Source organism: Collinsella sp. CLA-ER-H5 (assembly GCF_040092375.1).
In the GTDB taxonomy this organism is placed as follows: Bacteria; Actinomycetota; Coriobacteriia; order Coriobacteriales; family Coriobacteriaceae; genus Collinsella.
Window position 1 is genome coordinate 169,813 of sequence record NZ_JBBNLR010000001.1, and the last position, 20,536, is coordinate 190,348.

Here is a 20,536-nt window from a genome sequence, read left to right on the forward strand (position 1 = left end):
ACCAATGCAAAGGGAGATATCTATGAGCACTTCGATTCAACCGAACGCGCCGTTTCGTGCCGATATCGTCGGCAGTTTTCTTCGTCCGCAGGCTGTAAAGGATGCCCGTGCCGCCTATGTCGCGGGTAAACTCGACGCTTCCGGCCTTAAGGCCGTCGAGGACGAGGCCATCCGCGACTTAGTGGCCAAGCAGAAGGCCGCCGGCCTGCAGGTGATCACCGATGGCGAGTTCCGCCGCAGTTACTGGCACCTCGATTTTATGTGGGGCCTTAACGGCATTGAGCGCCGCACCTCACGCACGGGTTATATGTTCCATGACGAGGAGACGACGGCCGACACCGCCGTGGTTACCGGTCCCATTAGCGGCGAGAACCACCCGTTCGTCGAGCATTTTAAGTTTGTCAAGGCGCTTGAGGGGGAGGGCCAGGTCGCGCGTCAAACCATTCCGGCGCCGATCCAGACGTTCTCGGAGGTTACGCTCGACCGCTGCGATGGACAGCAGGAGAGTCTGCGCGCCGTCTACAAGACCGATGAGGAACTTGCCGACGCCATTGCAGCCGCTTATCGCACGGTGATCGCCGACCTGTATGCCGCGGGCTGCCGCAACATCCAATTTGATGACTGCACCTGGGGCATCTATTGCGATACGGACTTTGTGTCCAAGACTGGCATGAGCCCGGTTGACCTGCAAAAGGTGAGCGAGCTGGGCGTGGCGCTCAACAATGCTGCCATCGCGGGCAAGCCCGACGATCTGGTTATCAACACGCATGTGTGCCGCGGCAACTATCACTCCACGTATGCCTTCGAGGGTGGTTACGATCCCATTGCGCCGTACCTGTTCGCACATGAGAACGTCGACGCGTTCTACCTTGAGTTCGATACGCCACGCGCCGGTGGCTTTGAGCCGCTTAAGTACGTTGCTCCCGGCAAGAAGGTCGTGCTGGGCCTGGTGACCACCAAGGCGGCTGAGCTTGAGGACGAGGACGTTATCGTCGAACGTATCCAAGAGGCCGCAAAGTATGTGCCGCTCGAGAACCTGTACCTGTCGCCCCAGTGCGGCTTTGCCAGCTGCGAGATTGGCAACAAGCTGACCGAGGACGAACAGTGGGCAAAGATCGCGCTGGTCAAGCGCATTGCTGAGCGCGTTTGGAAGTAACGTTACCGCTTGCAGGTGACGGCGCGCGCGAGACATGGTGTATCACGTACAATGGTTCGGATCGTATCGTTCGGGCAGGTTATCCGATATGCCTGATCGCCCTTCCATCATGAAAGGACTTCCATGTCCCAATCCTCGACGCCCGCCGTCACCGATGCCATCTACGACGCATCGTCGCTCGGCCGCCCGCGCATGTTCGTGTTGGGTTTGCAACACATGTTTGCGATGTTCGGAGCAACGGTGCTCGTGCCCGTGCTCACCGGCCTTTCCGTTTCGGCGACGCTTCTGTTCGCCGGCATCGGCACGCTGCTGTTTCATTTTCTATCGCGCGGTAAGGTGCCTGCGTTCCTGGGCTCGTCGTTTGCCTTTATCGCGGGTTATGCCGCCATTGCGCCCAACGGCGAGGCCGAGCTTTTGCCCTACGCCTGCCTGGGCGTTGCCTGCGCCGGTCTGCTCTATCCGGTGCTCGCGGCCCTGTTCCGTGCCTTTGGCGCCAAGCGTGTCATGCGCTTCTTTCCGCCGGTGGTGACCGGTCCCATCGTCATTTCCATCGGCCTGATCCTAGCGAGCTCTGCCATTGCCAACTGCCAGACCAATTGGCTTGTTGCCGTTGTCGCTGCGGCCGTCATCGTCATCTGCAATATTTGGGGCCGCGGCATGGTCAAGATCGTGCCGATCCTGCTGGGCGTCGTGGTGAGCTATACCGTTGCGGCCGCGTTGGGTGAGGTCGATTTTTCGGGCGTTGCCGCCGCTCCGTGGGTCGGTCTGCCCATCGTGTGGGACAACACCGTGTTTGCGCTCTTTGGCCCGCAGTTCGATAGCGGTCTTGCCACGACGGCCATCATCACCATCATGCCGCTGGCCTTTGCAACTATGATCGAGCATATCGGCGATATCTCCGCCATTGGCTCTACCTGCGAACGCAATTACATTGCCGATCCCGGTCTGCACCGTACCCTGCTCGGCGATGGCCTGGCGACCATCTTGGCATCGCTCTTTGGCGCCCCCGCCAATACGACGTATGGCGAGAACACCGGCGTGCTTGCCTTGACGCGTGTGTTCGACCCGCGTGTGATTCGCATTGCCGCCTGCTGCGCCATTGTGCTTTCGTTCTGCCCCAAGTTTGCTGCGGTGATTGCCGCCATGCCGGCGTGCGTTATCGGCGGTGTGTCACTCGTGCTCTACGGCATGATCAGCGCCGTTGGCGTGCGTAACCTCATCGAGAATCAGGTTGATTTCCAGAACAACCGCAACGTGCTGGTGGCGGCTCTGGTGCTCGTGCTTTCGCTCGGCATTGCCTACAGTACCGCCGGTGCCATCGTGCTGGAGCTGGGCGGCGTGACGATTTCGCTTTCGGGCCTTGCCGTGGGCTCGCTGGTGGGCATTGTGCTCAACGCCATCCTGCCCGGTAATGACTTTGAGTTTGATACTTCCGAGCTTGAGGAGACTGCTGAATAGTAGCTGCGTTCAGCCAAATTAAAAATGGCGTCCATGCGTATGTACGCGTGGACGCCATTTTTAATGCGTCAGTATCCAGTGGATGCCGCGCGCCATGCGCAGGTCAGTTTGGGCAAAGTGATTGCCGGGGTTGAGCTCCAGCGTTGTTGGAATGTCACGCTCGATAAACAGCTCTTCCATCGCACGCGTATCGTCGAGTACGTGCCGCATCATGCGGTTGGGCGTCTTGGTTTCCTTTTTACCGAGCGACAGATAGGCGGCGTCGGGCGTGGCTGTCATCGTGCGCTCGCGCGCGTAGTCGATAAAGCCGGGGAACCACAGCGACCCCGATGCACTTGCCGCGCGCTCAAAGACATCTGTTTGCCAAAGTGCCCACAGTGAAAAAAGACCCGCCAACGAGTAGCCGGCAATGCCGCGCCAGGTGGGCGGGCAGGGAAGTGATGATTCGGCCTCTGGGATTATCTGATTCAGCAGCTCATCGAGAAACTCAGACGCCTGTCCGCCAAAGGGCTCGGCATCTCGTATAGTTCCGTCGCATTCCCAGGGGCTCAGCTCGCGATTCCAATCGAGTCCTCCAATGGCGGCAAGGGTGAAGGGCGGGCAGTCGAGCTCTCGGCAGCGCTCGTAGACTTCACTACCGTCGCCCATAACCACGGGAAGGTAGATGACGGGCGCGCCTTCCACACACTCTGAATAAACGGTTATCTGCTTATGATGCGCTTCCAAGGCAGGCTTCTCTCGGTGTTGTGATATTGACAGCCTCAATTGTCGCACGCTGGCGCGGGGGCAGACGCTAAAAGAAAGGCGCGGAGCCGCTCGATGCGACTCCGCGCCTTGATGTTCTGCTTTAGCAGACTATGCCGTTACGCCACGAAGAAGTAGACGAGGAAGGCAAGGGCTGCGATCCACATGAGCGGCTTGATCTTGGAGGCCTCGCCCTTAAAGAGCGCGACGATCACGTAGGCGATAAAGCCCAGGCCAATGCCGGCAGAGATGGAGTAGGTGAAGGGCACGCCGGCGACGATCATGAACGCCGGGAAACCCTGCGACACGTCGGACCAGTCGATCTCGGAGGCTTCGCTCATCATGAGGTAGCCGACGTAGACCAGAGCACCGCAGGTGGCGGCGCTGGAAACGATGGTGACGATGGGGGAGAAGAACGCGGCGAGAATGAACAGCACGCCGGTGGTGACGGAGGTGAGGCCCGTGCGGCCACCGTCGGCGGCGCCGGAAGTGGACTCGACGAAGGTGGTGATGGAGGAGACGCCCATGAAACCGCCCACAGCAGCGGCGGCGGAGTCGACGATCAGGATCTCCTTGATATTCTCGACGTTGCCGTCGTCGGTGAGGAACTCGCCCTGCTTGGCTACGGCCATCGCGGTGCCCATGGTGTCGAAGAAGTCACTCATGAGCAGCGAGAACGAGATGACGAGGAGCGTGGGGTCGGTAAGGACCTTGACGATGGCGGGCACGCCGCCGGCGTCGGCGATGGGGCCACCGATGCTCGAGAAGTCGAGCGGGGCGATGATACCGGTCGGAGCATGGGTCACACCTAGGGGGATACCGGCGATGACGGCGACGACGATGCCGATGAGCAGCGAGCCGGGGACGTTGCGGCAGGCGAGGGCGACTGTCACCAGGATGGAGATGATGCCGACGATGAAGGTGGGGGAGGTGATGTCGCCCAGACCGACGAGTGTACCGGCGCCAGCGGTGATAATGCCGGCATCGCACAGGCCAATCATGGCGATGAACAGGCCCAGACCCACCGAGATGGCGTGACGCAGGACAACCGGGATGGCGTCCATGATGGCCTCGCGCAGGCCACAAAGCACGAGCAGCAAGATGACGATACCCTCGAGGAAGATGACGCTCATGGCCACGTGCCAGTCACCGCCGCAGACGGTGGTGGTGATTCCAGCGATCATCGCGTTGACGCCTAAGCCCGACGCGCAGGCGAGCGGGCGGTTGGCGAAGATGCCCATGCAGATGGTCATGATGCCGGCGCCCAGGCAGGTGGCGCAGGCGAGCGCTCCCGCATCGATGCCAGCGCCCGAGAGCACTGCGGGGTTGACGGCGATGATGTAGGCCATCGCCAGGAATGTTGTCAGTCCAGCGCGCAGTTCGGTCCCGATTGTGGACTTGCGCTCGCTGACGTGAAATAGTTCGTCCATGCATACCCTTTCCTTGCTCGGCCCCGAGTTTAGGCCGATTGACACGAACTCACCCACTATAGCCCCTTTACGACGCTGTTGTTCCTCGCATGTTGATGTTCGGCGCTTTGTAGCAGACGGACGGTATTTTTCGCATGAAAATGTGTGGGTACCGTATACTTAAGCGGTTACAACGACCCCTATGGAGGAACGTATGATTAAAGAGCTTTGCCACGACGAGGCTATTCTGTCCCAGCGTTGCGAGGTTGCGACCGTCGAGGACGAGTCGGTTGCTCAGGACCTGATCGATACCATCAAGTCGCTCGACGATGCCGGCTGCTTGGCCGCTAACCAGATTGGCGTTACCAAGAAGGTTTGCGTCTACCTGGACGATGCCGGCGAGCCCCACGTGCTCTACAACCCCCGTCTGGTGTTTGGCCTGGGCGCCAGCAAGATGGAGGAGAGCTGCCTGACGCACGAGGAGGTCACCAAGTCCACGCGCTATATCAAGTGCAAGGTCGCCTTTGATCAGATCGTCGACGGCAAGATGAAGGAGTGCCGCCGCGACTACGCGGGCTTTGAGGCACAGATGATCCAGCACATGATTGACCACTGTCTAGGAAAGTTGGTCTAAGGGGAACAAAGCACCACACTTCGTCTCTTTTGGTCCGGGCGTGACATTGTTGTCATGTCCGGGCTTTTGTGTTTAGCGCCTTTTTGTTTGGTGACAATAACCTTAGCAGGAACGTAAAGCTAGGAGGCGCTATGTGTACGAGCATTCGATTTACCGATAATTCTGGCCACATGTATCTAGGCCGCAACCTCGACTGGAGCTTTGACTACGGCCAACAGGTTCGCGTGATGCCGCGCGGGTTCCACATTCCGTATTCGTTTATCGACGACGCGACAGCGGCACACGCGGTGATTGGTATGTGCATCGATTACAAGAACTATCCCATGTTTTTCGACTGCGGCAACGATGCGGGCCTCGCCGTGGCGGGTCTCAATTTCCCGGGTTATGCCGAGTATGCCGAGGGCCCTGTCGACGGCAAGAACAATATCGCGGCCTATGAGTTTCCCCTGTGGGTGGCAGCGACGTTCTCGACGGTCGATGAGGTCGAGGACGCGCTGCGCGACACGGTGATTGTCGCCAAATCTGCCGGAGAGGGGCTGGGCGTGTCGCTGCTCCATTGGATTATCGGCGACAGCCAGCGCAGCATCGTGGTCGAGATGATGGCTGACGGCCTGCATGTATACGACGATCCGGTCGATACCCTTGCCAATCAGCCCACCTTCCCGTGGCACATGGAAAACCTGCGCACCTATATCACGGCCACAAGCGATTTTCCGCAGACGGCGACATGGCGTGGCGCCGAGCTCAAGCCCTATGGCGCGGGTGCCGGCATGCGCGGTATTCCGGGTGACTGCTATTCGCCGAGCCGTTTTGTAAAGGCGGCGTACCTCAATGCCAATTACCCGCAAAAGGAGAGCGAGACCGAAAACGTCGTTCGCATGTTCCGCTCGCTCGAGGGCGTGGTGATGATCGAGGGAGCGTCCAGGATGGGCGATGGCAAGTTCGAGAAGACTATCTACACCGGATGCTTTAGTGCGCGCACGGGCAATTATTACTACGCGATGTATGGGGATCCGTCGATTCGCTACGTGAGCCTGATGGATGCCGAGGGCGCGAGCCCCGATAGGCTCGTGGTTCCCGAGCCGCGCCGTTCGTAGCCGTTAGCTTTACTGCAATGCAAAGCGGCCCTGCGTCTCTCGTGAGGCGCAGGGCCGCTGTCGTTGATTTGTGGCGTTGCTAGAAGTTGGCGTCGTTGAGTTGTTCGCTCTCGAGGCCGTCGAGCTGTTGCTGTTCGGGCGTATCGGCGACGCTCTCGAGCAGCTCGGTGGGATCGACGTTCATGTCCTTACCGGCCTCGTTGCCGTTGACCAGGTCGTCCGAGAAGATATCGACTTCCATTTCCTCGGCTTCCTCGATTTGGACCTCGAGTGGCACCTGGGTGCGTACGAGCTTGACTGCTGGACGCATGCGGGCAAAGAGCGGTACGTACTCGATGATGATGGCCGAGTTCTCAAGACCGTACCAGCGTGCCGGGCTTCCGCAGGCGCGGCGGACGGCATACTTGATGGCCATCACGCGATGGTCGTTGCGGTTGATGTCCGTCTCGGGAGCAAGCATCTTGCGCAGCATGCAAAAACGGAAGTCGCCCACGTTGCCGCGCGTCTCGTAGATGGAGTAGGTGTGATGCTGCGGCGGCAGCTCGCCCGATGCCATCAAGTCGCCAACGATCTGACGCAGGTAGGCATTGATGCGCTGGTTGACCTTAAAGCCCAGGTCCAAGCGCACGCGGAACAAAAAGTCCGTGCCAAAGGTCTCGACGGAATACTCGTGCGTATAGGGTTCGTCGGTAACGTGCACGTTGATGAACCAATATGCCTTGGCGCGCTTGGGGTGCTTGTCCAGGATGGAATAGAGCACGTCGCGGTCGAGCGTGAGCGGGTCGGGGCTGTTGGTGAGAAATACCAGATTGTCGGCGAGCACGGGATAGGTCTCGTCGTTGCGCAGGCGGTTGAGCTGATCGATGTACTTGGAGACGGGCAACAGAATCGTCTGCGTGCGCTCGATGGCGGTGCCACGGCGCCACACGTACATAAGGCCAAACAGCAGTGCGGCCAGGAAGATCATCACATAGCCGCCGTCAAAGAACATGGTGAGGCACGAGGCGAAGAAGCACAGCTCAATGGCACCAAAGAGCAGGGCGAAGACGCAGGCGCCCAGCTTGTGCTTGAGAATGCCAGCGATATAGCTCGTCAAAAGCGTCGTGGTCATGAGCATGGTCACGGTAATGGCGAGGCCGTAGGCGCTCTCCATGCGCTCGGAGTTTTGGAACAGCAGCACGATGAAGATGCAGCCGACCCACATGATGTTGTTGACGAGCGGAATATAGAGCTGGCCCTTGGTGTCGCTGGGGTAGTGGATGCGCAGATGCGGCATAAGGTTGAGGCGCGTGGCCTCGGATACCAGCGAGAACGAGCCGGTGATGAGCGCCTGCGAGGCGATGATGGCCGCTACGGCCGAAAGTACGATGGCAAAGGGGCGCAGGGGCTCGGGAAGCATCATATAAAACGGGTTGACGATATCCATCGCGAGCATCTGGGGGTTGGAGTTATTGGCGAGCAGCCAAGCTCCCTGACCCAGATAGTTGAGGATAAGGGCCGCCTTAACAAACGGCCAGGATGCATAGATGTTGGCCTTGCCAACGTGGCCCATGTCCGAGTAGAGGGCCTCGGCGCCGGTCGTCGACAGGAAGACAAAGCCGAGCACCATGATGCCCGAGTGGTTGATGGGCGAGAACAGGAACATGATGCCGCGGATGGGGTTGAGCGCGCGCAGGATGGATAGGTTGCCGAGCATGTTGAACAGGCCGGCGCCTGCCAGGAACAGGAACCACAGCGTCATGAGCGGGCCGAACAGCTTACCGATCGACGAGGTACCGGCGCGCTGCATGGCAAATAGGCCGCAGATAATGATGATGGTGATGATGATGACGTTGGTCTGGCCGTCGCCCAAAAGCGCGTGGCCCCACTCGATAGTGCGCAAGCCCTCGATGGCCGTGGTAACCGTGACGGCGGGGGTGAGGATGCCGTCGGCGAGCAGCGCCGCGCCGCCGATCATGGCGGGGAGAATCAGCCATGGCGCCACCTTGCGCACGAGGCTGAATAGGGCGAAGATGCCGCCCTCGTTGTGGTTATCGGCCTTCATGGCGATAACCACGTACTTGACCGTGGTCACGAGCGTCATGGTCCAGATGACAAGCGAAAGCGCTCCCAAGATCATGTCTTCGCTGACGGTACCGATGCCGCCGTTGTTGGCGACGATTGATTTCATGGTGTACATGGGGCTCGTGCCGATGTCGCCATAGACGACGCCGAGCGTTACGAGCAGCATGCCAGCGGAGAGGGGAATGGCTCCGTGCCCGCCCTGCCCATGCTGGCCTTGGAGGTTTGCCTCCAGTTTGTTGTGTGCCACGAGGACTCCCTTAGACATCCGGTTATCTGTCTAGGACAAAAAACTTTATGCCGTCTTTATACATACAAGAGCAGTTTGGCACATCGGGTTATTTTAGACAATAATCCTCAGCTGGGGATTATTTATCTACGCAGGTAGCATTTCAAAGCAGGGGCTTTTAAGCACGTGCTGTCTGGGCGATGCCAGCCTTGGCGTTTGCGCGTTTGCCGGCGAGTTCGCAAAAAATCGCGCCGCCGATGATAAGCGCGGCGCCCAGCAGGCGGACCGGTGTTATGGCTTCACCCAAAAGGGCGGCCGAGAACACGACCGCCGAAAGCGGCTCGAGGTAGCCGACGACGGCGACGGTCTGGACGGGCAGCTTGGCGACGGCGCTAAAGTAGAGCAGGCAACCAATGCCGGTGTTGACGACGCCGAGCATAGCGACGGCGTGCCAATCAATACTGGCGGCGACGCCGGCGGACAGGAACGAGGGAGCGCCCTGCGTGATGAGCGTGAGGACCAGTGCGGTCACAAAGGCGGCGCTCACCTGGAGCGCGGAGTTCTCGAGGCCCTCGATGTGCGGCGCACCCTTGCTGGCGATGACCATCAATGCATAGCAGAAGGCCGAGGCGATTCCACAGACGATGCCCGCAATGGGCATATTGCCGCCTAGACCTTGCGCTGCAATGAGAAAAGCACCGCAAGCAACGGCGACAAAGCCGGCGATTTTGCCGCCGGTCAGCTTTTCGCCAAAGATGAGCGGGGAGAGCGCCATGACAATGATGGGGCCGCAGTAGTACAGCAGCGAGGATACGCCGACGCCGATCGTCTGGTAGGCGCGGAACAGAAAAATCCAGCTGGCGCCCAGCGCAGCTCCCGAGAGGAGGAGGGCCGCGGCTTCGCGGGGACGAGATGGCGCCTGCAACTTATGGTGTTGGGTGATGGCGAGGATAGTGACAAGCGAGAGAGCGCCCAAAAACGTGCGTAGCAGCACGATATCGGAGCTCGGCAGCGCGATGGCAGCGGCGATGATGCCGTTGGAGCCAAACAATAGCAATGCTGCTAAGTACGTAAACAGTCCGTTGTTCATGCGCTTCCATCCCCTCTATATCCGAGCATGTTCACTATGGGTGAACTGGCTTTAGAAGAAAAGCGAATATAATGCATGGAAAACATGACAAAAACTCATACAAGGGTGGGGACGTGCCATGGAGACCAATATCCAAAAGATGCAAGTGCTGCTCGAGACGGTGCGTGCCGGCAGCTTTACGCGTGCTGCAGAGCGGCTGAGCTATTCGCAGTCGGGCGTGAGCCGCATGGTGGGCGACCTTGAGGCAGACTGGGGTTTTAAGGTGCTTGATCGCAGCCGCGAGGGCGTGGTGCTTTCTGCCGACGGGCGGCAGGTCATGCCGGCAGTCGAGGCGTTATGCGAAGAGTTTGGCCGCCTGCAGCGACGCGTGGACGAGATGCGAGGGCTCATGCGCGGCAAGATCTGTATCGGTACGTTTTCGAGTGTGGCGACTCATGTACTGCCGCCGGTGATCGCGCGCTTTCGCGCCGATCATCCGGATGTCGATTACGAGCTGCTGATGGGCGATTACTCAGAGATTGAACAATGGGTGGCTGAGGGTCGTTGTGACCTGGGCTTTATCCCGCGTGAGCCCCGAGAAAACGGCATGGCATCGCGGTCTTTGGTGCGCGACGAGTTGATGGCGGTAGTACCGGCAGACTCTTTGCTTGCCACGGCGGAGGTCGTTTCTCTTGCCGATTTAGCCAACGAGCAGTTTATTCTGCTAGAACGCGGCACCGATGACGAGATTACGCCGCTGTTCCGTCGGGCGGGACTGACGGTGTGCTCCAAGCTGTCGACCTGGGATGACTATGCGATTATGGCCATGGTTGAGGACGGCCTGGGTGTGAGCATTCTTCCCGCGCTCATCTTGCGCCGTTGTCAGTTCGATGTTGCCGTGCGTTCGCTCGAGGGACATCCCCATCGGCAGATCAACGCCATATATCGAACGGCCGATGTTTCGCTTGCCGCCGCCCGTTTCCTCGAATACCTCTAAACGTGTACACACCATTGTTCGCTTTGGGCAAATCTCGGAGTCCGATACATTTTCTTATGAAATTGAACTTTCGAATGAGGTACGGCGCTATACTGCTTGCTAAATTGAACCCTGGTTCAATTCGTGTTCTATAAATTGAACTTTGCCAGCAAGGAGGTTCTAGTGGCCCAAGAGACGTTTAGCGATCGCCTGCGACAGGCTATGTCCGATCGCGACGTTCGCCAGTCGGACGTGATCCGCGCATCGGAGATGCTCGGCAAAAAACTCGGCAAGAGTCAGATGAGCCAATATGTGAGCGGCAAGACGATCCCGCGGCGCGATGTGGCTGAGCTGCTCGCCCGTATTTTGGAGGTCGATGTTACCTGGCTGCTTGCCGGCGACGCCGATCAAGGCGAGGCATCATCACCCCGCAACGATTCCAAGCCCGAACCCCATCCCTCAGCTCAAATTGCAAGGAGCACCACCATGCGCACTTTTTCTAAATCCACCAAGCTCGATAACGTCCTGTATGACGTGCGCGGCCCCGTCGTCGACGAGGCCGCCCGTATGGAGGACGAGGGCGAGCGCATCCTCAAGCTCAATATCGGTAACCCGGCGCCCTTCGGTTTCCGCACGCCCGACGAGGTTATCAAGGACATGCGCCACCAGCTGCCCGACTGCGAAGGCTATTCCAACTCGCGCGGCCTGTTCTCTGCGCGCAAGGCGATCATGCAGTACTCGCAGATCAAGGGGCTGCCCAATGTTCAGATGGAGCATATCTACACGGGCAACGGCGTGTCCGAACTCATTCAGCTTTCGATGAACGCGCTGCTCGACAATGGTGACGAGATTCTGATCCCCAGCCCCGATTATCCGCTCTGGACGGCGTGCGCAACCCTTGCCGGCGGTCATCCCGTGCACTATCTATGCGACGAGCAGGCGGATTGGTATCCCGACCTGGAGGATATGGAGTCCAAGATCACGAGCGCGACCAAGGCCCTCGTCATCATCAACCCCAACAACCCCACGGGTTCTGTCTATCCGCGCGAGGTGCTCGAGGGCATCGTCGAGGTTGCGCGCAGGCATCAGCTGATGATCTTTGCCGATGAGATCTACGACCGTCTGTGCATGGACGGCTACGAGCACGTCTCGATTGCCTCGCTCGCTCCCGATCTGCCCTGCATTACGTTTAGCGGCCTGTCCAAGTCGCATATGATCGCGGGCTATCGCATTGGCTGGATGGTGCTTTCGGGCAACCAGCGCTGCATGAGCGACTTCATCATGGGCGTCAACATGCTCTCTAACATGCGTCTGTGCTCCAACGTGCCGGCCCAGTCGATCGTCCAGACGGCGCTCGGCGGCCATCAGTCGGTCAACGACTACATCCGCCCCGGCGGTCGCGTCTACGAGCAGCGCAACTTTGTGTATGAGGCGCTCAGCAAGATCGACGGCATCTCGGTGGTCAAGCCGCGCGCGGCGTTCTACATCTTCCCCAAGATGGATGTTAAGAAGTTCAACATCACCGATGACGAGCAGTTTGCCCTCGATCTGCTGCACGAGAAGAAGATCCTCATCACGCGCGGCGGCGGCTTTAACTGGGCCGAGCCCGACCACTTCCGCATCGTGTACCTGCCGCGCATGGAAGTGCTCAAAGAGTCGCTCGAAGACCTCGCCGACTTCTTCGATCACTACCGTCAGAACTAGTGGGATAGAAGCTCCGCACTATGAAAAGCTCCCTGCAGTTGCTTGGCTGCGGGGGGCTTTCTTGAATCGGCGGAACTAAATAACGATTCCGTTGCAGTGGTCGATTTCGTGCTGGATGATCTCGGCGGTGTAGCCCGAGAAGTTTTTGATGCGGTGGACGAAGTTCTCGTCCAAATACTCAACCTTAATGCGGCGATAGCGGGTGCAGGGACGCTCGCCGATCAGCGAGAGGCATCCTTCGCTCGTCTGATAGGCATTGACCTGCTCAAGAATTTGAGGGTTGTACATCAGCAGCGCCCTATTGCCGTCCTTTACGCAGATGATGCGTTTGCGTACGCCGATCATGTTGGCGGCGAGCCCCACGCACTCATGCTCATGTTCGTGGAGCGTATCCAGGAGGTCCTGCCCGGTCGCGGCATCGTCGGGTCCCGCGTCTTCGGAAGACAGGCGCAAAAAGAACTCGGATTTCATGATGGGCTTAATCATGGCGGGCTCCTCATGTCTCATGCTTTCGTGGACTTTTAATAATAGCGCGGAAGGAAAGCTGTGCGTCCGCGTTACAATCTTTCAATGTTGGACCATGTTGCCAGACTCGTCGTGTACGGCGTCTGGCGTAAGTCTAGGGCTCATTTTCGCCCTGGACTGTTCCTCTGGGGCGATGCGACTGTCGTTCCAAGAGGAAGGAAATGCATGGGGAGCAAATCTCAGCAACAAGTTCAAGCACCGCCATCGGCCACTGCGGCAATTCTCGTCGTAATGTATATTGCAGCCTTTGTTGCCGCGTTTAACGAGAACATCATTAACGTGGCGTTGCACGACATTATGGCGGCCTTTTCGGTGAGTGCCACCACGGCGCAGTGGCTCGTTTCGGGCTACATGATCGTGACGTCGATCTTTACGGCCATCATGGCCTTCCTGTCCGGCCGTTTCTCGACGCGCAAGCTGCTGTTTTTCGCATGCGGATGCATGGTCGCCGGCGAAGTTCTGTGCCTGGTCGCTCCGTCGTTTGGCGTTTTGCTGTCAAGTCGTATTTTGCAGGCTGCGGGATCGGGCATCTTGTTCCCGCTCATGATGAACGTGGTGCTGTCTTGCGCTCCGCGCGAGAAGCTCGGCCTGTATCTGAGCTTGGTCGGTGCCTGCATTACGTTGGGGCCGGCGTTTGGACCCGTGATCAGTGGTCTTATGTGCACGTTGTTTGGCTGGAGGGCGGTGTTCGTAGTGCCGCTGGTGGGCGGCATTGTGGTCGCTGCGGCGGGCGTAAAGCATGTCCAGAATGTCGGAGAGCGCTCGAATACCACGCTTGATATTCTGTCGGTTGTTTTGCTCGCGGCCGGCATTACGGCATTTGTGTATTCCGTAGGCGAGTTCTCGACCAATCTGATTGCCGGTATCGTGGCACTTTTCGCCGCCATTGTGCTGCTCGGCCTGTTTGCGGCCCGTCAGCTCAAGCTCGAACATCCGGTGCTTAACGTGCGTCCCATGGCGAGCGTTCGCTTTTGGCCTGCGTGCCTGCTTGTGGTGGTGTCGATGATGACGACGTTCTCGATGAGCGTTTTGTTGCCGCTCTATTTTGAGGGCGCATACGGCATGACCGCCCTTGTTGCGGGCTTGCTCATTTTGCCGGCGATTGCCTGCAACGCCGTGACCTCGATTGTGGGCGGACGCGTGATGGACGCCCGTGGCGCATGGCCGCTGCTGCCGGTCGGCTTTGCCCTGATTGCCGTGGGACAGACTGCCATCTCGATGACGGCGGCAAGCATGAACATCGGCGTCGTCGTGGCGCTGACCGTTGTGGTGTATGCCGGAGTCGGTTTGGTGCTGAGTCCCTCGCAAACGGCCGGCTTGGAGACGCTGCCTGCCGCTGAGCATCCTCACGGAACGGCATTGCTTAACACGTGGAACATGATTGCCGCATCGTTTGGCCCGTCGCTGTTTATCGGTCTGCTCTCGAGTTCTGCGGCGACTGCCGGCGCCGCTGGCGTTGCGACGGACGTTGACCAGGCGATTGGATTTGCAGCTGCCGTACGTGTGGCGGCTGTAATTGCCGTGGTCGGGTTCGTGACGTCGCTGGTGTACGCTCGTCGCGAGTCGCACATGTCGCATTAATGTGTGCACATAGATTCTGCAGCTAGATTGGATGGCGACACCATAAACTAATGGACGTTTTGCCGAGAGGCATGAATGTTTAAAGCGCAAAGAGTGCGCGACGGGCCCCGCGAATGGGGCGATGATGCCCGAGAGGGCCAAGAAGGAGTCTCATGTCCGAGAACGAAGAGATCATGAACGAGACCGAGAACGAGACCATGGCTGCCGAGGTCGAGGCAGTCGAGACCGTGGAGACCGAAGCTGCCGAGGTTGAGGCTGCTGACGAGGTTTCCGCCGAGGAGGAGGCCGAGGTTGTCGAGGCCGCCGCTGATTACGATGACGAAGAGCTGATGGACAAGATGCAGAAGGCCGCCCGCCTGCTGCGTAGCCGTCGCTTTGCTATTTCCAAGGAGGAGGAGGCCAAGGCCGAGCGCATGGCGAACATCGAGCGCGCCATCAAGCTCCTTGACCTCAAGCCCAAGATGGAGCAGAAGGAAATGTCCGACCTGCTGGGCATGCGCCTTCGTGAGCTCGATGGTCTGATGGCCGAGGCCGAGGCTGCCGATCTGGTCGGCCGCATCGACGACGCCGAGGGCGATATGCGCAAGATCGTCGTCTTCGCTGCCGAGGATGCCGCTGAGGGTCTGGTCGAGCTTGCCAACAAGAAGGAGAAGCTCCTGCCCGAGCTTTCTTACGAGGAGGCCACCGAGCTGATGGCCGCTCTCGATAAGGTTATCGCTCCGCTCGTCGCCATGGGCCTGGACGAGGACCGCGGTCCTCGCGGCGGCCGTGACGATCGCGGTGGCCGTGGCGGCGACCGCGGCGGTCGCGGCGGCTTTGGTGATCGCGGTGGCCGTGGCGGCGACCGTGGCGGTCGCGGTGGCGATCGCGGCGGCCGCGGCGGCTTTGGTGACCGTGGCGGCGACCGCGGCGGTCGAGGCGGCTTTGGCGGCAACCGTGGTGGCTATGGCGACCGCGGCGGCAACCGTGGTGGCTTTAGCGGCAACCGTGGTAACGACCGCGGCGGTCGCGGTGGCGATCGTGGCGGCCGCAATGGCGGCGGCTTCCGCGGCAACCGTTTCTAATTAGTTACGCGATTTTACCAAACCGCGTAACTAGTTGACGCTGCGCGCCGCCCAGGGCGACAATTTGTCATTCAAAAGGCGAGGCATGACCAGAAGGTCTATGCCTCGCCTTTTTCATGCCAACTTGTTCGCCCTGGGCGGCGCTCGCTGTCGGTACAAAAACATCGGCGTTCCCATAGTCCAAACCTGCCAAAAAGGGACAGGTTTATTTTGGTCGGCTTTATCTGGGCAAATGTGGTCGTCTATCGCTATGCGTCCGAAAATCAACGCTCGTTTGTTTTCTGCCTACATTTGGAGGAAGAACTCGTGGAGGCGCGTGTCGTCGTCGAGCTCGGGGTGGAAGGTGACACCGAGCTGTTTGTCTTGACGGGCGGCGACGATACGGCCATCGACTTCGGCCAAGGCCTTGGCATTGCCGTGCACCTTGACGATGCGGGGTGCACGGATAAACGTTAACGGCACTTCACCTTCGATACCTCCTACCCACCCCTTGGTGCGAAAGCTGCCGAGCTGTCTGCCATAGGCATTACGCTCAACGAGCACATCCATGGTTGCCAGGCGCGGTGTTCCCTTGTCATCGTGGGCGGCAAGGTCGTGAGCCAGTAGAATCAGGCCGGCGCAGGTGCCCAGGACCGGCGTGCCTTCAGCGATACGGGCACGAAGCTCCTCGAGCATCCCCAGTTCGTCAAGCAGCTTGCCCTGAACGGTGGACTCGCCGCCAGGGAGGACCAGGCGATCAAAGTTCTGCCGCAAATCGGCCGCCTGCCTCAGCTCAATATAGTGTGCGCCCAGCTCGGATAGTCTTGCCTCGTGCTCGGCAAAAGCGCCTTGGACCGCCAGCACGGCGACCGTTTGGTCTGCATAATCGCTCATGTGCGATCCTTTCTGCTGGACTAGCGCCCGCGCTCCTCCATGATGATTTCAATCTCGTCGGCGTTGATGCCCACCATGGCCTCGCCCAGGTCCTCCGAAAGCTCGGCGATGAGCTTGGCATCGGTGAAGTTCGCCACGGCCTTGACGATGGCGGCGGCGCGCTTGGCAGGGTCGCCGCTCTTAAAGATGCCCGAGCCGACAAAGACGCCCTCGGCGCCCAGCTGCATCATCAGCGCGGCGTCGGCGGGGGTCGCTACGCCGCCGGCGGCAAAGTTCACCACGGGAAGCTTGCCCGTGGCATGAACCTCGCGTACCAGCTCGACCGGAACCTGCAGTTGCTTGGCTGCCTCAAAGAGCTCATCATTGCGCAGAGCGACAACGTCGCGGATCTGCTTTTGGATCTTGCGCATGTGACGCACAGCCTGAACGACGTCGCCCGTGCCCGGCTCGCCCTTGGTGCGAATCATCGTGGCGCCCTCGGCAACACGGCGTAGCGCCTCGCCCAGATTGCGGGCGCCGCAGACAAACGGCACGTCAAACTGGGTCTTGTCGATGTGATAGACGTCATCAGCAGGGGAGAGAACCTCGGACTCGTCGATGTAATCGATCTCGATGGCCTGAAGGACCTGCGCCTCGACAATGTGGCCGATGCGGCACTTGGCCATAACGGGGATGGAGACGGCCTCCTGGATGCCCTTGATCATCTTGGGGTCGCTCATGCGCGAGACGCCGCCTGCGGCACGGATGTCGGCCGGGATACGCTCGAGTGCCATGACGGCGCAGGCGCCTGCCTCCTCGGCGATGCGTGCCTGCTCGGGCGTGGTGACGTCCATGATGACGCCGCCCTTGAGCATCTGCGCGAGCTCTCGATTGAGTTTGACGCGATCGGCCTTGCTGGTCTGTTCTGCCATGGTTGCTCCCTTGGTTGGCATGTGCATTGCTTGACGGAACATCCTATCGGGGAGCTGGGTATGGCGAAATACTCAGTTTTCGAGATAATAACAAGGTCAGACTAATACCAGATTGAATGGCTTAATAAGGTCAGGTGATATGCTCATGCTTGACTACAATTTGGAAAAACGCGGCGAAGCATCGCTCTATGAATATGTTTACCAGCAAATTCGAGACGATATTGTTGCTGGGCGCATTGCGGCGGGGGAGCATCTTCCGTCTAAGCGCGCCTTTGCCAGCCATCTGGGAATCAGTGTCATTACCATCGAGAATGCATATAGCCAGCTACTTGCCGAGGGCTATATTTGCTCAATGCCGCGTCGTGGCTACTACGCTTGCGAGCTTCCGGATGCACCAGTTTTGCCTTTGGCTACGGGGAGTATCGACCGAGATGCCGTCTCTGTGGGCCCCAGCGCGCATGATGTCAACAGACAGGTCGAGCGATTCGACGCACTTTCTCCTTCCGCTTTGGAGGCGGCGCGACTTTGGCAAAGCGCGCTACGGGCGACGCTGGCATCCGAAGACGAACGCGAGATCTTTTCGCCCGCACCGGCACAGGGCACCGCTCGGCTACGACGCGCAATTGCTCACCATCTGCGCGGGACAAGGGGCATGAATATCGATCCTAATAACATTGTTATCGGCGCGGGCGCCCAGCTGCTCGATACCATGTTGGTTCAGTTGCTTGGCGCTGACAAGGTGTATGCCGTTGAGGACCCGGGCTATTTGCGTCTGACGCGCATCTACCAGGCTATGGGCTGCAAAGTTCGACATATCCCGTTGGATGATGAGGGCGTGGACTTGAACACTCTGCAGAAAAGCGGGACCGATGTCCTTCACCTGATGCCGTCCCATCAGTATCCGACCGGCCTTGTGACGAGCATTGCGCGCCGATATGCGCTGCTGAGCTGGGCCGCCGAGCGACCAGGTCGGTATCTCATTGAGGATGACTTTGATTGCGAGTTTCGTCTAGCCGGCAAGCCGATTCCCGCGCTCGCGTCGATCGATGCCGCTCAATCGGTCATCTACACCAACACGTTTTCGAAGAGCCTTTCATCGGCGTTGCGTCTAGCGTACATGGTGTTGCCTGATGAGCTAATTGAGCGGTTTAGGCGCAACCTTGGTTTTTACGCCTCGTCGGTGAGTTCTGTTGACCAGGTCGCTTTGGCTCGTTTGCTGGAATCGGGTGATTACGAGCGACATGCGAACCGCGTACGCGTTCGTGCTCGCGAGGCGCGTGATGGCCTGGCGTCGCTTGTGCGGAAAGCGTTTCCGGCAGGGGAGGTCTCGATTGAGCATGCAGACGCGGGTCTTTACTGCACTGTATTTGCGGAGCGCGGAACGGGCGGAAGCTCTTTTGCGCGGGCTCTCACGCGCTCGGGCATTCCGTTCATCGATATCAGTGACTGTTATTGGTGCGCCGATGGCGCATTTGTTCCTGAAAACTCAACTCAAATTCTTGTCCAGTATGACGACCTGAGTCCGAAAGTGCTTAATACCTTGGAATTGCAGCTAATGGGGGAGCTCTGCAATCTAAGTGAGTAGACTTTTGGTACTTTGGCGACCAGGCCGTTTTGCCACAAGCTATCTACCTGTGGTTTTGAGAAGCAGGATGACCGGTCTGATCGGGATGTTCCAAAAAGTCTACTCACTTGCCGTGCAAAGCTTCCGCATGAGAAAAAATGAGTTTTCAACAGGGCTTCGTCCAGCTCTTGGCAAGCTTTTGGCCAGTTGGGGAGGGCTGTTGAAAACTTAGCAGTCCGTTCGGTGCCATTTTTGTTGCGTTTGCGCCAATGGGAGACCGACTGGGTTGAAATCCGTGTTTTCCTGTGCCTATGAAGGATCTACTTTGTGACATATCGGCTTTTAGGTACTGGCGTTTGCCTCCTCAAGTCCGCGCTTTGTGCCCGCCGCTTCCACGACCGGAAGAAGACCGGCAGCGATATGATCTCGCCCGCAACCCGACAGCTGCGGTTGCGCTCGGTTTTCCGTTGTATACATTGGTTCGGACGAGAAACAAACGGACTTGCCCTGCCAGCATTAAGCAGCGGCTGTTTCTTGGTGAGCTCCCCAGGGAATCCGTGCTGGAAACGGAGCATGGATTTTTGGTTACGTCTCCTCTACTGACGGCATTTATCATGTCGCGGCATCTGACGGATCTCCAACTTCTTTTTGTATTGGCGGAGATGTGCGGCTTGTTTGCGGTGTGCGCCCTGCCGACGGCACTCGAGGCGGAGCTTTCGCGTGCAATTGATTCGGGTGCGATTTCGACAACGTTCGGTTGGGTGCGCTGCCCGTCCGAGAGCGGCGCCGCTTCAAATTTATGGCGTCGAGACGCTTTGGTTTTGGGCGGAGACCTTGACCGTTTTTGTTCAGATGTTTGCGGGATACGTTACGGCAATAGATTTAGGACGGTGTCGCAACTTGTTCCATTGGGTGCCGCGTCGCCTTTTGAGGTCGAGGCGTATTTGCTACTTGCACTGCCGCGATCCCTGGGAGGCGTAGGCTTTTGCGACATAGAGCTTAATGTTGAAGTGATGCTAAGCACAAGTGCTCGAGCGATTGTGGGAAAGTCCCGTGTATATATCGACATACTTCTGTCTTCGCCGGACGGCAGGCGACAGGTGGCCATTGAATGTCAGGGAAAGGCCTCGCACGGACGCGCAGGGGATGGCTTGCGTGACGCTGACCGCATGACGGCCCTTCAGGCCATGGGCTACGATGTGCTTCTCCTGACACACAGACAGATATCGGATGAGGATAGATTCCGCGCGATCGTTAAGGCCGTATGCAGGATGCTCGATGCTGAATATCGTGATAAAAGCTCAGATGAGCAAAGGGCTGAGACATTACTCAGGTCTGAACTATTCGTTGACTGGACAAAATTGGGAGTAATCGACGGAAAGATGCCCGTTAGACACAAAATGGCTCGATCGTGGACGGCTGCGAATCTAAGTGAGTAGACTTTTGGCACTTTGGCGACTAGGTCGTTTTGCAACAAGGCA

The 20,536-nt window shown here is 58.8% G+C and carries 18 protein-coding genes; 11 read left to right on the plus strand and 7 right to left on the minus strand.

What is annotated here, in order from left to right; all coding sequences use genetic code 11:
• Positions 1-22: 22 nt before the first annotated feature.
• The gene (locus AAAX31_RS00830) at positions 23-1,156 is read left to right on the plus strand and encodes a 5-methyltetrahydropteroyltriglutamate--homocysteine S-methyltransferase (protein WP_233504606.1); all 1,134 of its coding nucleotides are present in this window, start codon (positions 23-25) and stop codon (positions 1,154-1,156) included.
• Positions 1,157-1,279: 123 nt separating this feature from the next.
• On the plus strand, positions 1,280-2,614 hold the full coding sequence (locus tag AAAX31_RS00835) for a uracil-xanthine permease family protein (protein ID WP_117769834.1): 1,335 nt from the start codon (positions 1,280-1,282) through the stop codon (positions 2,612-2,614).
• A gap of 60 nt (positions 2,615-2,674) precedes the next feature.
• On the opposite strand, the gene AAAX31_RS00840 is transcribed toward AAAX31_RS00835, so the two are convergent.
• Both AAAX31_RS00840 and AAAX31_RS00845 read right to left on the minus strand, forming a co-directional pair.
• The gene (locus AAAX31_RS00840; RefSeq protein ID WP_147332623.1) at positions 2,675-3,340 is read right to left on the minus strand and encodes an alpha/beta hydrolase-fold protein; all 666 of its coding nucleotides are present in this window, start codon (positions 3,338-3,340) and stop codon (positions 2,675-2,677) included.
• A 137-nt stretch (positions 3,341-3,477) separates the two neighbouring features.
• On the minus strand, positions 3,478-4,788 hold the full coding sequence (locus tag AAAX31_RS00845; RefSeq protein ID WP_117769832.1) for an NCS2 family permease: 1,311 nt from the start codon (positions 4,786-4,788) through the stop codon (positions 3,478-3,480).
• A 193-nt stretch (positions 4,789-4,981) separates the two neighbouring features.
• Between AAAX31_RS00845 and AAAX31_RS00850 the strand changes: the two genes are divergently transcribed.
• Positions 4,982-5,401 carry a peptide deformylase gene (locus AAAX31_RS00850; RefSeq protein WP_035137017.1) on the plus strand — a complete coding sequence of 140 codons (420 nt, stop codon included), beginning with the start codon at positions 4,982-4,984 and terminating at the stop codon, positions 5,399-5,401.
• A gap of 131 nt (positions 5,402-5,532) precedes the next feature.
• Positions 5,533-6,498, plus strand: a complete 966-nt coding sequence (gene bsh / locus AAAX31_RS00855; protein WP_117848244.1) for a choloylglycine hydrolase — start codon at positions 5,533-5,535, stop codon at positions 6,496-6,498.
• Between the two features lie 79 nt (positions 6,499-6,577).
• Here the strand turns inward: bsh and AAAX31_RS00860 are convergent, their stop codons facing one another.
• Together AAAX31_RS00860 and AAAX31_RS00865 are read right to left on the minus strand one after the other, a co-directional pair.
• Entirely contained in the window at positions 6,578-8,827 is a 2,250-nt protein-coding gene (locus AAAX31_RS00860) for a KUP/HAK/KT family potassium transporter (protein WP_117848245.1), read from the minus strand.
• A gap of 139 nt (positions 8,828-8,966) precedes the next feature.
• Positions 8,967-9,878: a DMT family transporter gene (locus tag AAAX31_RS00865; RefSeq protein WP_117848246.1), complete on the minus strand. Its 912-nt coding sequence runs from the start codon at positions 9,876-9,878 to the stop codon at positions 8,967-8,969.
• A 118-nt stretch (positions 9,879-9,996) separates the two neighbouring features.
• On the opposite strand from AAAX31_RS00865, the gene AAAX31_RS00870 reads away from it, so the two are divergent.
• Both AAAX31_RS00870 and AAAX31_RS00875 read left to right on the plus strand, forming a co-directional pair.
• Positions 9,997-10,854 carry a LysR family transcriptional regulator gene (locus AAAX31_RS00870; RefSeq protein ID WP_233506171.1) on the plus strand — a complete coding sequence of 286 codons (858 nt, stop codon included), beginning with the start codon at positions 9,997-9,999 and terminating at the stop codon, positions 10,852-10,854.
• 201 nt (positions 10,855-11,055) lie between these two features.
• Entirely contained in the window at positions 11,056-12,537 is a 1,482-nt protein-coding gene (locus AAAX31_RS00875; RefSeq protein WP_349075900.1) for an aminotransferase class I/II-fold pyridoxal phosphate-dependent enzyme, read from the plus strand.
• 75 nt (positions 12,538-12,612) lie between these two features.
• On the opposite strand, the gene AAAX31_RS00880 is transcribed toward AAAX31_RS00875, so the two are convergent.
• The gene (locus AAAX31_RS00880) at positions 12,613-13,023 is read right to left on the minus strand and encodes a peptide deformylase (RefSeq protein WP_117769829.1); all 411 of its coding nucleotides are present in this window, start codon (positions 13,021-13,023) and stop codon (positions 12,613-12,615) included.
• 204 nt (positions 13,024-13,227) lie between these two features.
• Here AAAX31_RS00880 and AAAX31_RS00885 point away from each other — a divergent pair, with 204 nt between their 5' ends.
• Together AAAX31_RS00885 and AAAX31_RS00890 are read left to right on the plus strand one after the other, a co-directional pair.
• Positions 13,228-14,643: an MFS transporter gene (locus tag AAAX31_RS00885; protein ID WP_349075863.1), complete on the plus strand. Its 1,416-nt coding sequence runs from the start codon at positions 13,228-13,230 to the stop codon at positions 14,641-14,643.
• A gap of 152 nt (positions 14,644-14,795) precedes the next feature.
• Entirely contained in the window at positions 14,796-15,707 is a 912-nt protein-coding gene (locus AAAX31_RS00890) for a hypothetical protein (protein ID WP_117769827.1), read from the plus strand.
• A 285-nt stretch (positions 15,708-15,992) separates the two neighbouring features.
• Here the strand turns inward: AAAX31_RS00890 and pdxT are convergent, their stop codons facing one another.
• Positions 15,993-16,580 (minus strand): pyridoxal 5'-phosphate synthase glutaminase subunit PdxT, encoded by a 588-nt coding sequence (gene pdxT, locus AAAX31_RS00895; RefSeq protein ID WP_117769826.1) that lies wholly within the window; start codon positions 16,578-16,580, stop codon positions 15,993-15,995.
• A gap of 20 nt (positions 16,581-16,600) precedes the next feature.
• Positions 16,601-17,491, minus strand: coding sequence for a pyridoxal 5'-phosphate synthase lyase subunit PdxS (pdxS, locus tag AAAX31_RS00900; protein ID WP_117769825.1), 891 nt, complete (start codon positions 17,489-17,491; stop codon positions 16,601-16,603).
• Positions 17,492-17,630: 139 nt separating this feature from the next.
• Between pdxS and AAAX31_RS00905 the strand changes: the two genes are divergently transcribed.
• From AAAX31_RS00905 to AAAX31_RS00915, 3 genes are all read left to right on the plus strand, one after another.
• Positions 17,631-19,076, plus strand: coding sequence for a PLP-dependent aminotransferase family protein (locus AAAX31_RS00905; RefSeq protein WP_117769824.1), 1,446 nt, complete (start codon positions 17,631-17,633; stop codon positions 19,074-19,076).
• A gap of 67 nt (positions 19,077-19,143) precedes the next feature.
• The gene (locus AAAX31_RS00910) at positions 19,144-19,287 is read left to right on the plus strand and encodes a hypothetical protein (RefSeq protein WP_158556896.1); all 144 of its coding nucleotides are present in this window, start codon (positions 19,144-19,146) and stop codon (positions 19,285-19,287) included.
• A gap of 325 nt (positions 19,288-19,612) precedes the next feature.
• A complete protein-coding gene (locus AAAX31_RS00915) occupies positions 19,613-20,494 on the plus strand; it encodes a hypothetical protein (protein WP_117769823.1) in 882 nt (293 codons plus the stop codon).
• The last annotated feature ends 42 nt before the right edge of the window (positions 20,495-20,536 follow it).

What these genes read in the sequence shown, in the direction of transcription:
- AAAX31_RS00870 (WP_233506171.1), top strand. Translation starts at nt 9,997, where the DNA reads ATGGAGACCAATATCCAAAAGATGCAAGTGCTGCTCGAGACGGTGCGT.
- AAAX31_RS00835 (WP_117769834.1), top strand. Translation starts at nt 1,280, where the DNA reads ATGTCCCAATCCTCGACGCCCGCCGTCACCGATGCCATCTACGACGCA.
- AAAX31_RS00890 (WP_117769827.1), top strand. Translation starts at nt 14,796, where the DNA reads ATGTCCGAGAACGAAGAGATCATGAACGAGACCGAGAACGAGACCATG.
- AAAX31_RS00880 (WP_117769829.1), bottom strand. Translation starts at nt 13,023, where the DNA reads ATGATTAAGCCCATCATGAAATCCGAGTTCTTTTTGCGCCTGTCTTCC.
- bsh (WP_117848244.1), top strand. Translation starts at nt 5,533, where the DNA reads ATGTGTACGAGCATTCGATTTACCGATAATTCTGGCCACATGTATCTA.
- pdxS (WP_117769825.1), bottom strand. Translation starts at nt 17,491, where the DNA reads ATGGCAGAACAGACCAGCAAGGCCGATCGCGTCAAACTCAATCGAGAG.
- AAAX31_RS00860 (WP_117848245.1), bottom strand. Translation starts at nt 8,827, where the DNA reads ATGTCTAAGGGAGTCCTCGTGGCACACAACAAACTGGAGGCAAACCTC.
- AAAX31_RS00850 (WP_035137017.1), top strand. Translation starts at nt 4,982, where the DNA reads ATGATTAAAGAGCTTTGCCACGACGAGGCTATTCTGTCCCAGCGTTGC.
- AAAX31_RS00845 (WP_117769832.1), bottom strand. Translation starts at nt 4,788, where the DNA reads ATGGACGAACTATTTCACGTCAGCGAGCGCAAGTCCACAATCGGGACC.
- AAAX31_RS00865 (WP_117848246.1), bottom strand. Translation starts at nt 9,878, where the DNA reads ATGAACAACGGACTGTTTACGTACTTAGCAGCATTGCTATTGTTTGGC.
- AAAX31_RS00910 (WP_158556896.1), top strand. Translation starts at nt 19,144, where the DNA reads ATGACCGGTCTGATCGGGATGTTCCAAAAAGTCTACTCACTTGCCGTG.
- AAAX31_RS00875 (WP_349075900.1), top strand. Translation starts at nt 11,056, where the DNA reads ATGTCCGATCGCGACGTTCGCCAGTCGGACGTGATCCGCGCATCGGAG.
- pdxT (WP_117769826.1), bottom strand. Translation starts at nt 16,580, where the DNA reads ATGAGCGATTATGCAGACCAAACGGTCGCCGTGCTGGCGGTCCAAGGC.
- AAAX31_RS00830 (WP_233504606.1), top strand. Translation starts at nt 23, where the DNA reads ATGAGCACTTCGATTCAACCGAACGCGCCGTTTCGTGCCGATATCGTC.
- AAAX31_RS00885 (WP_349075863.1), top strand. Translation starts at nt 13,228, where the DNA reads ATGGGGAGCAAATCTCAGCAACAAGTTCAAGCACCGCCATCGGCCACT.
- AAAX31_RS00905 (WP_117769824.1), top strand. Translation starts at nt 17,631, where the DNA reads ATGCTCATGCTTGACTACAATTTGGAAAAACGCGGCGAAGCATCGCTC.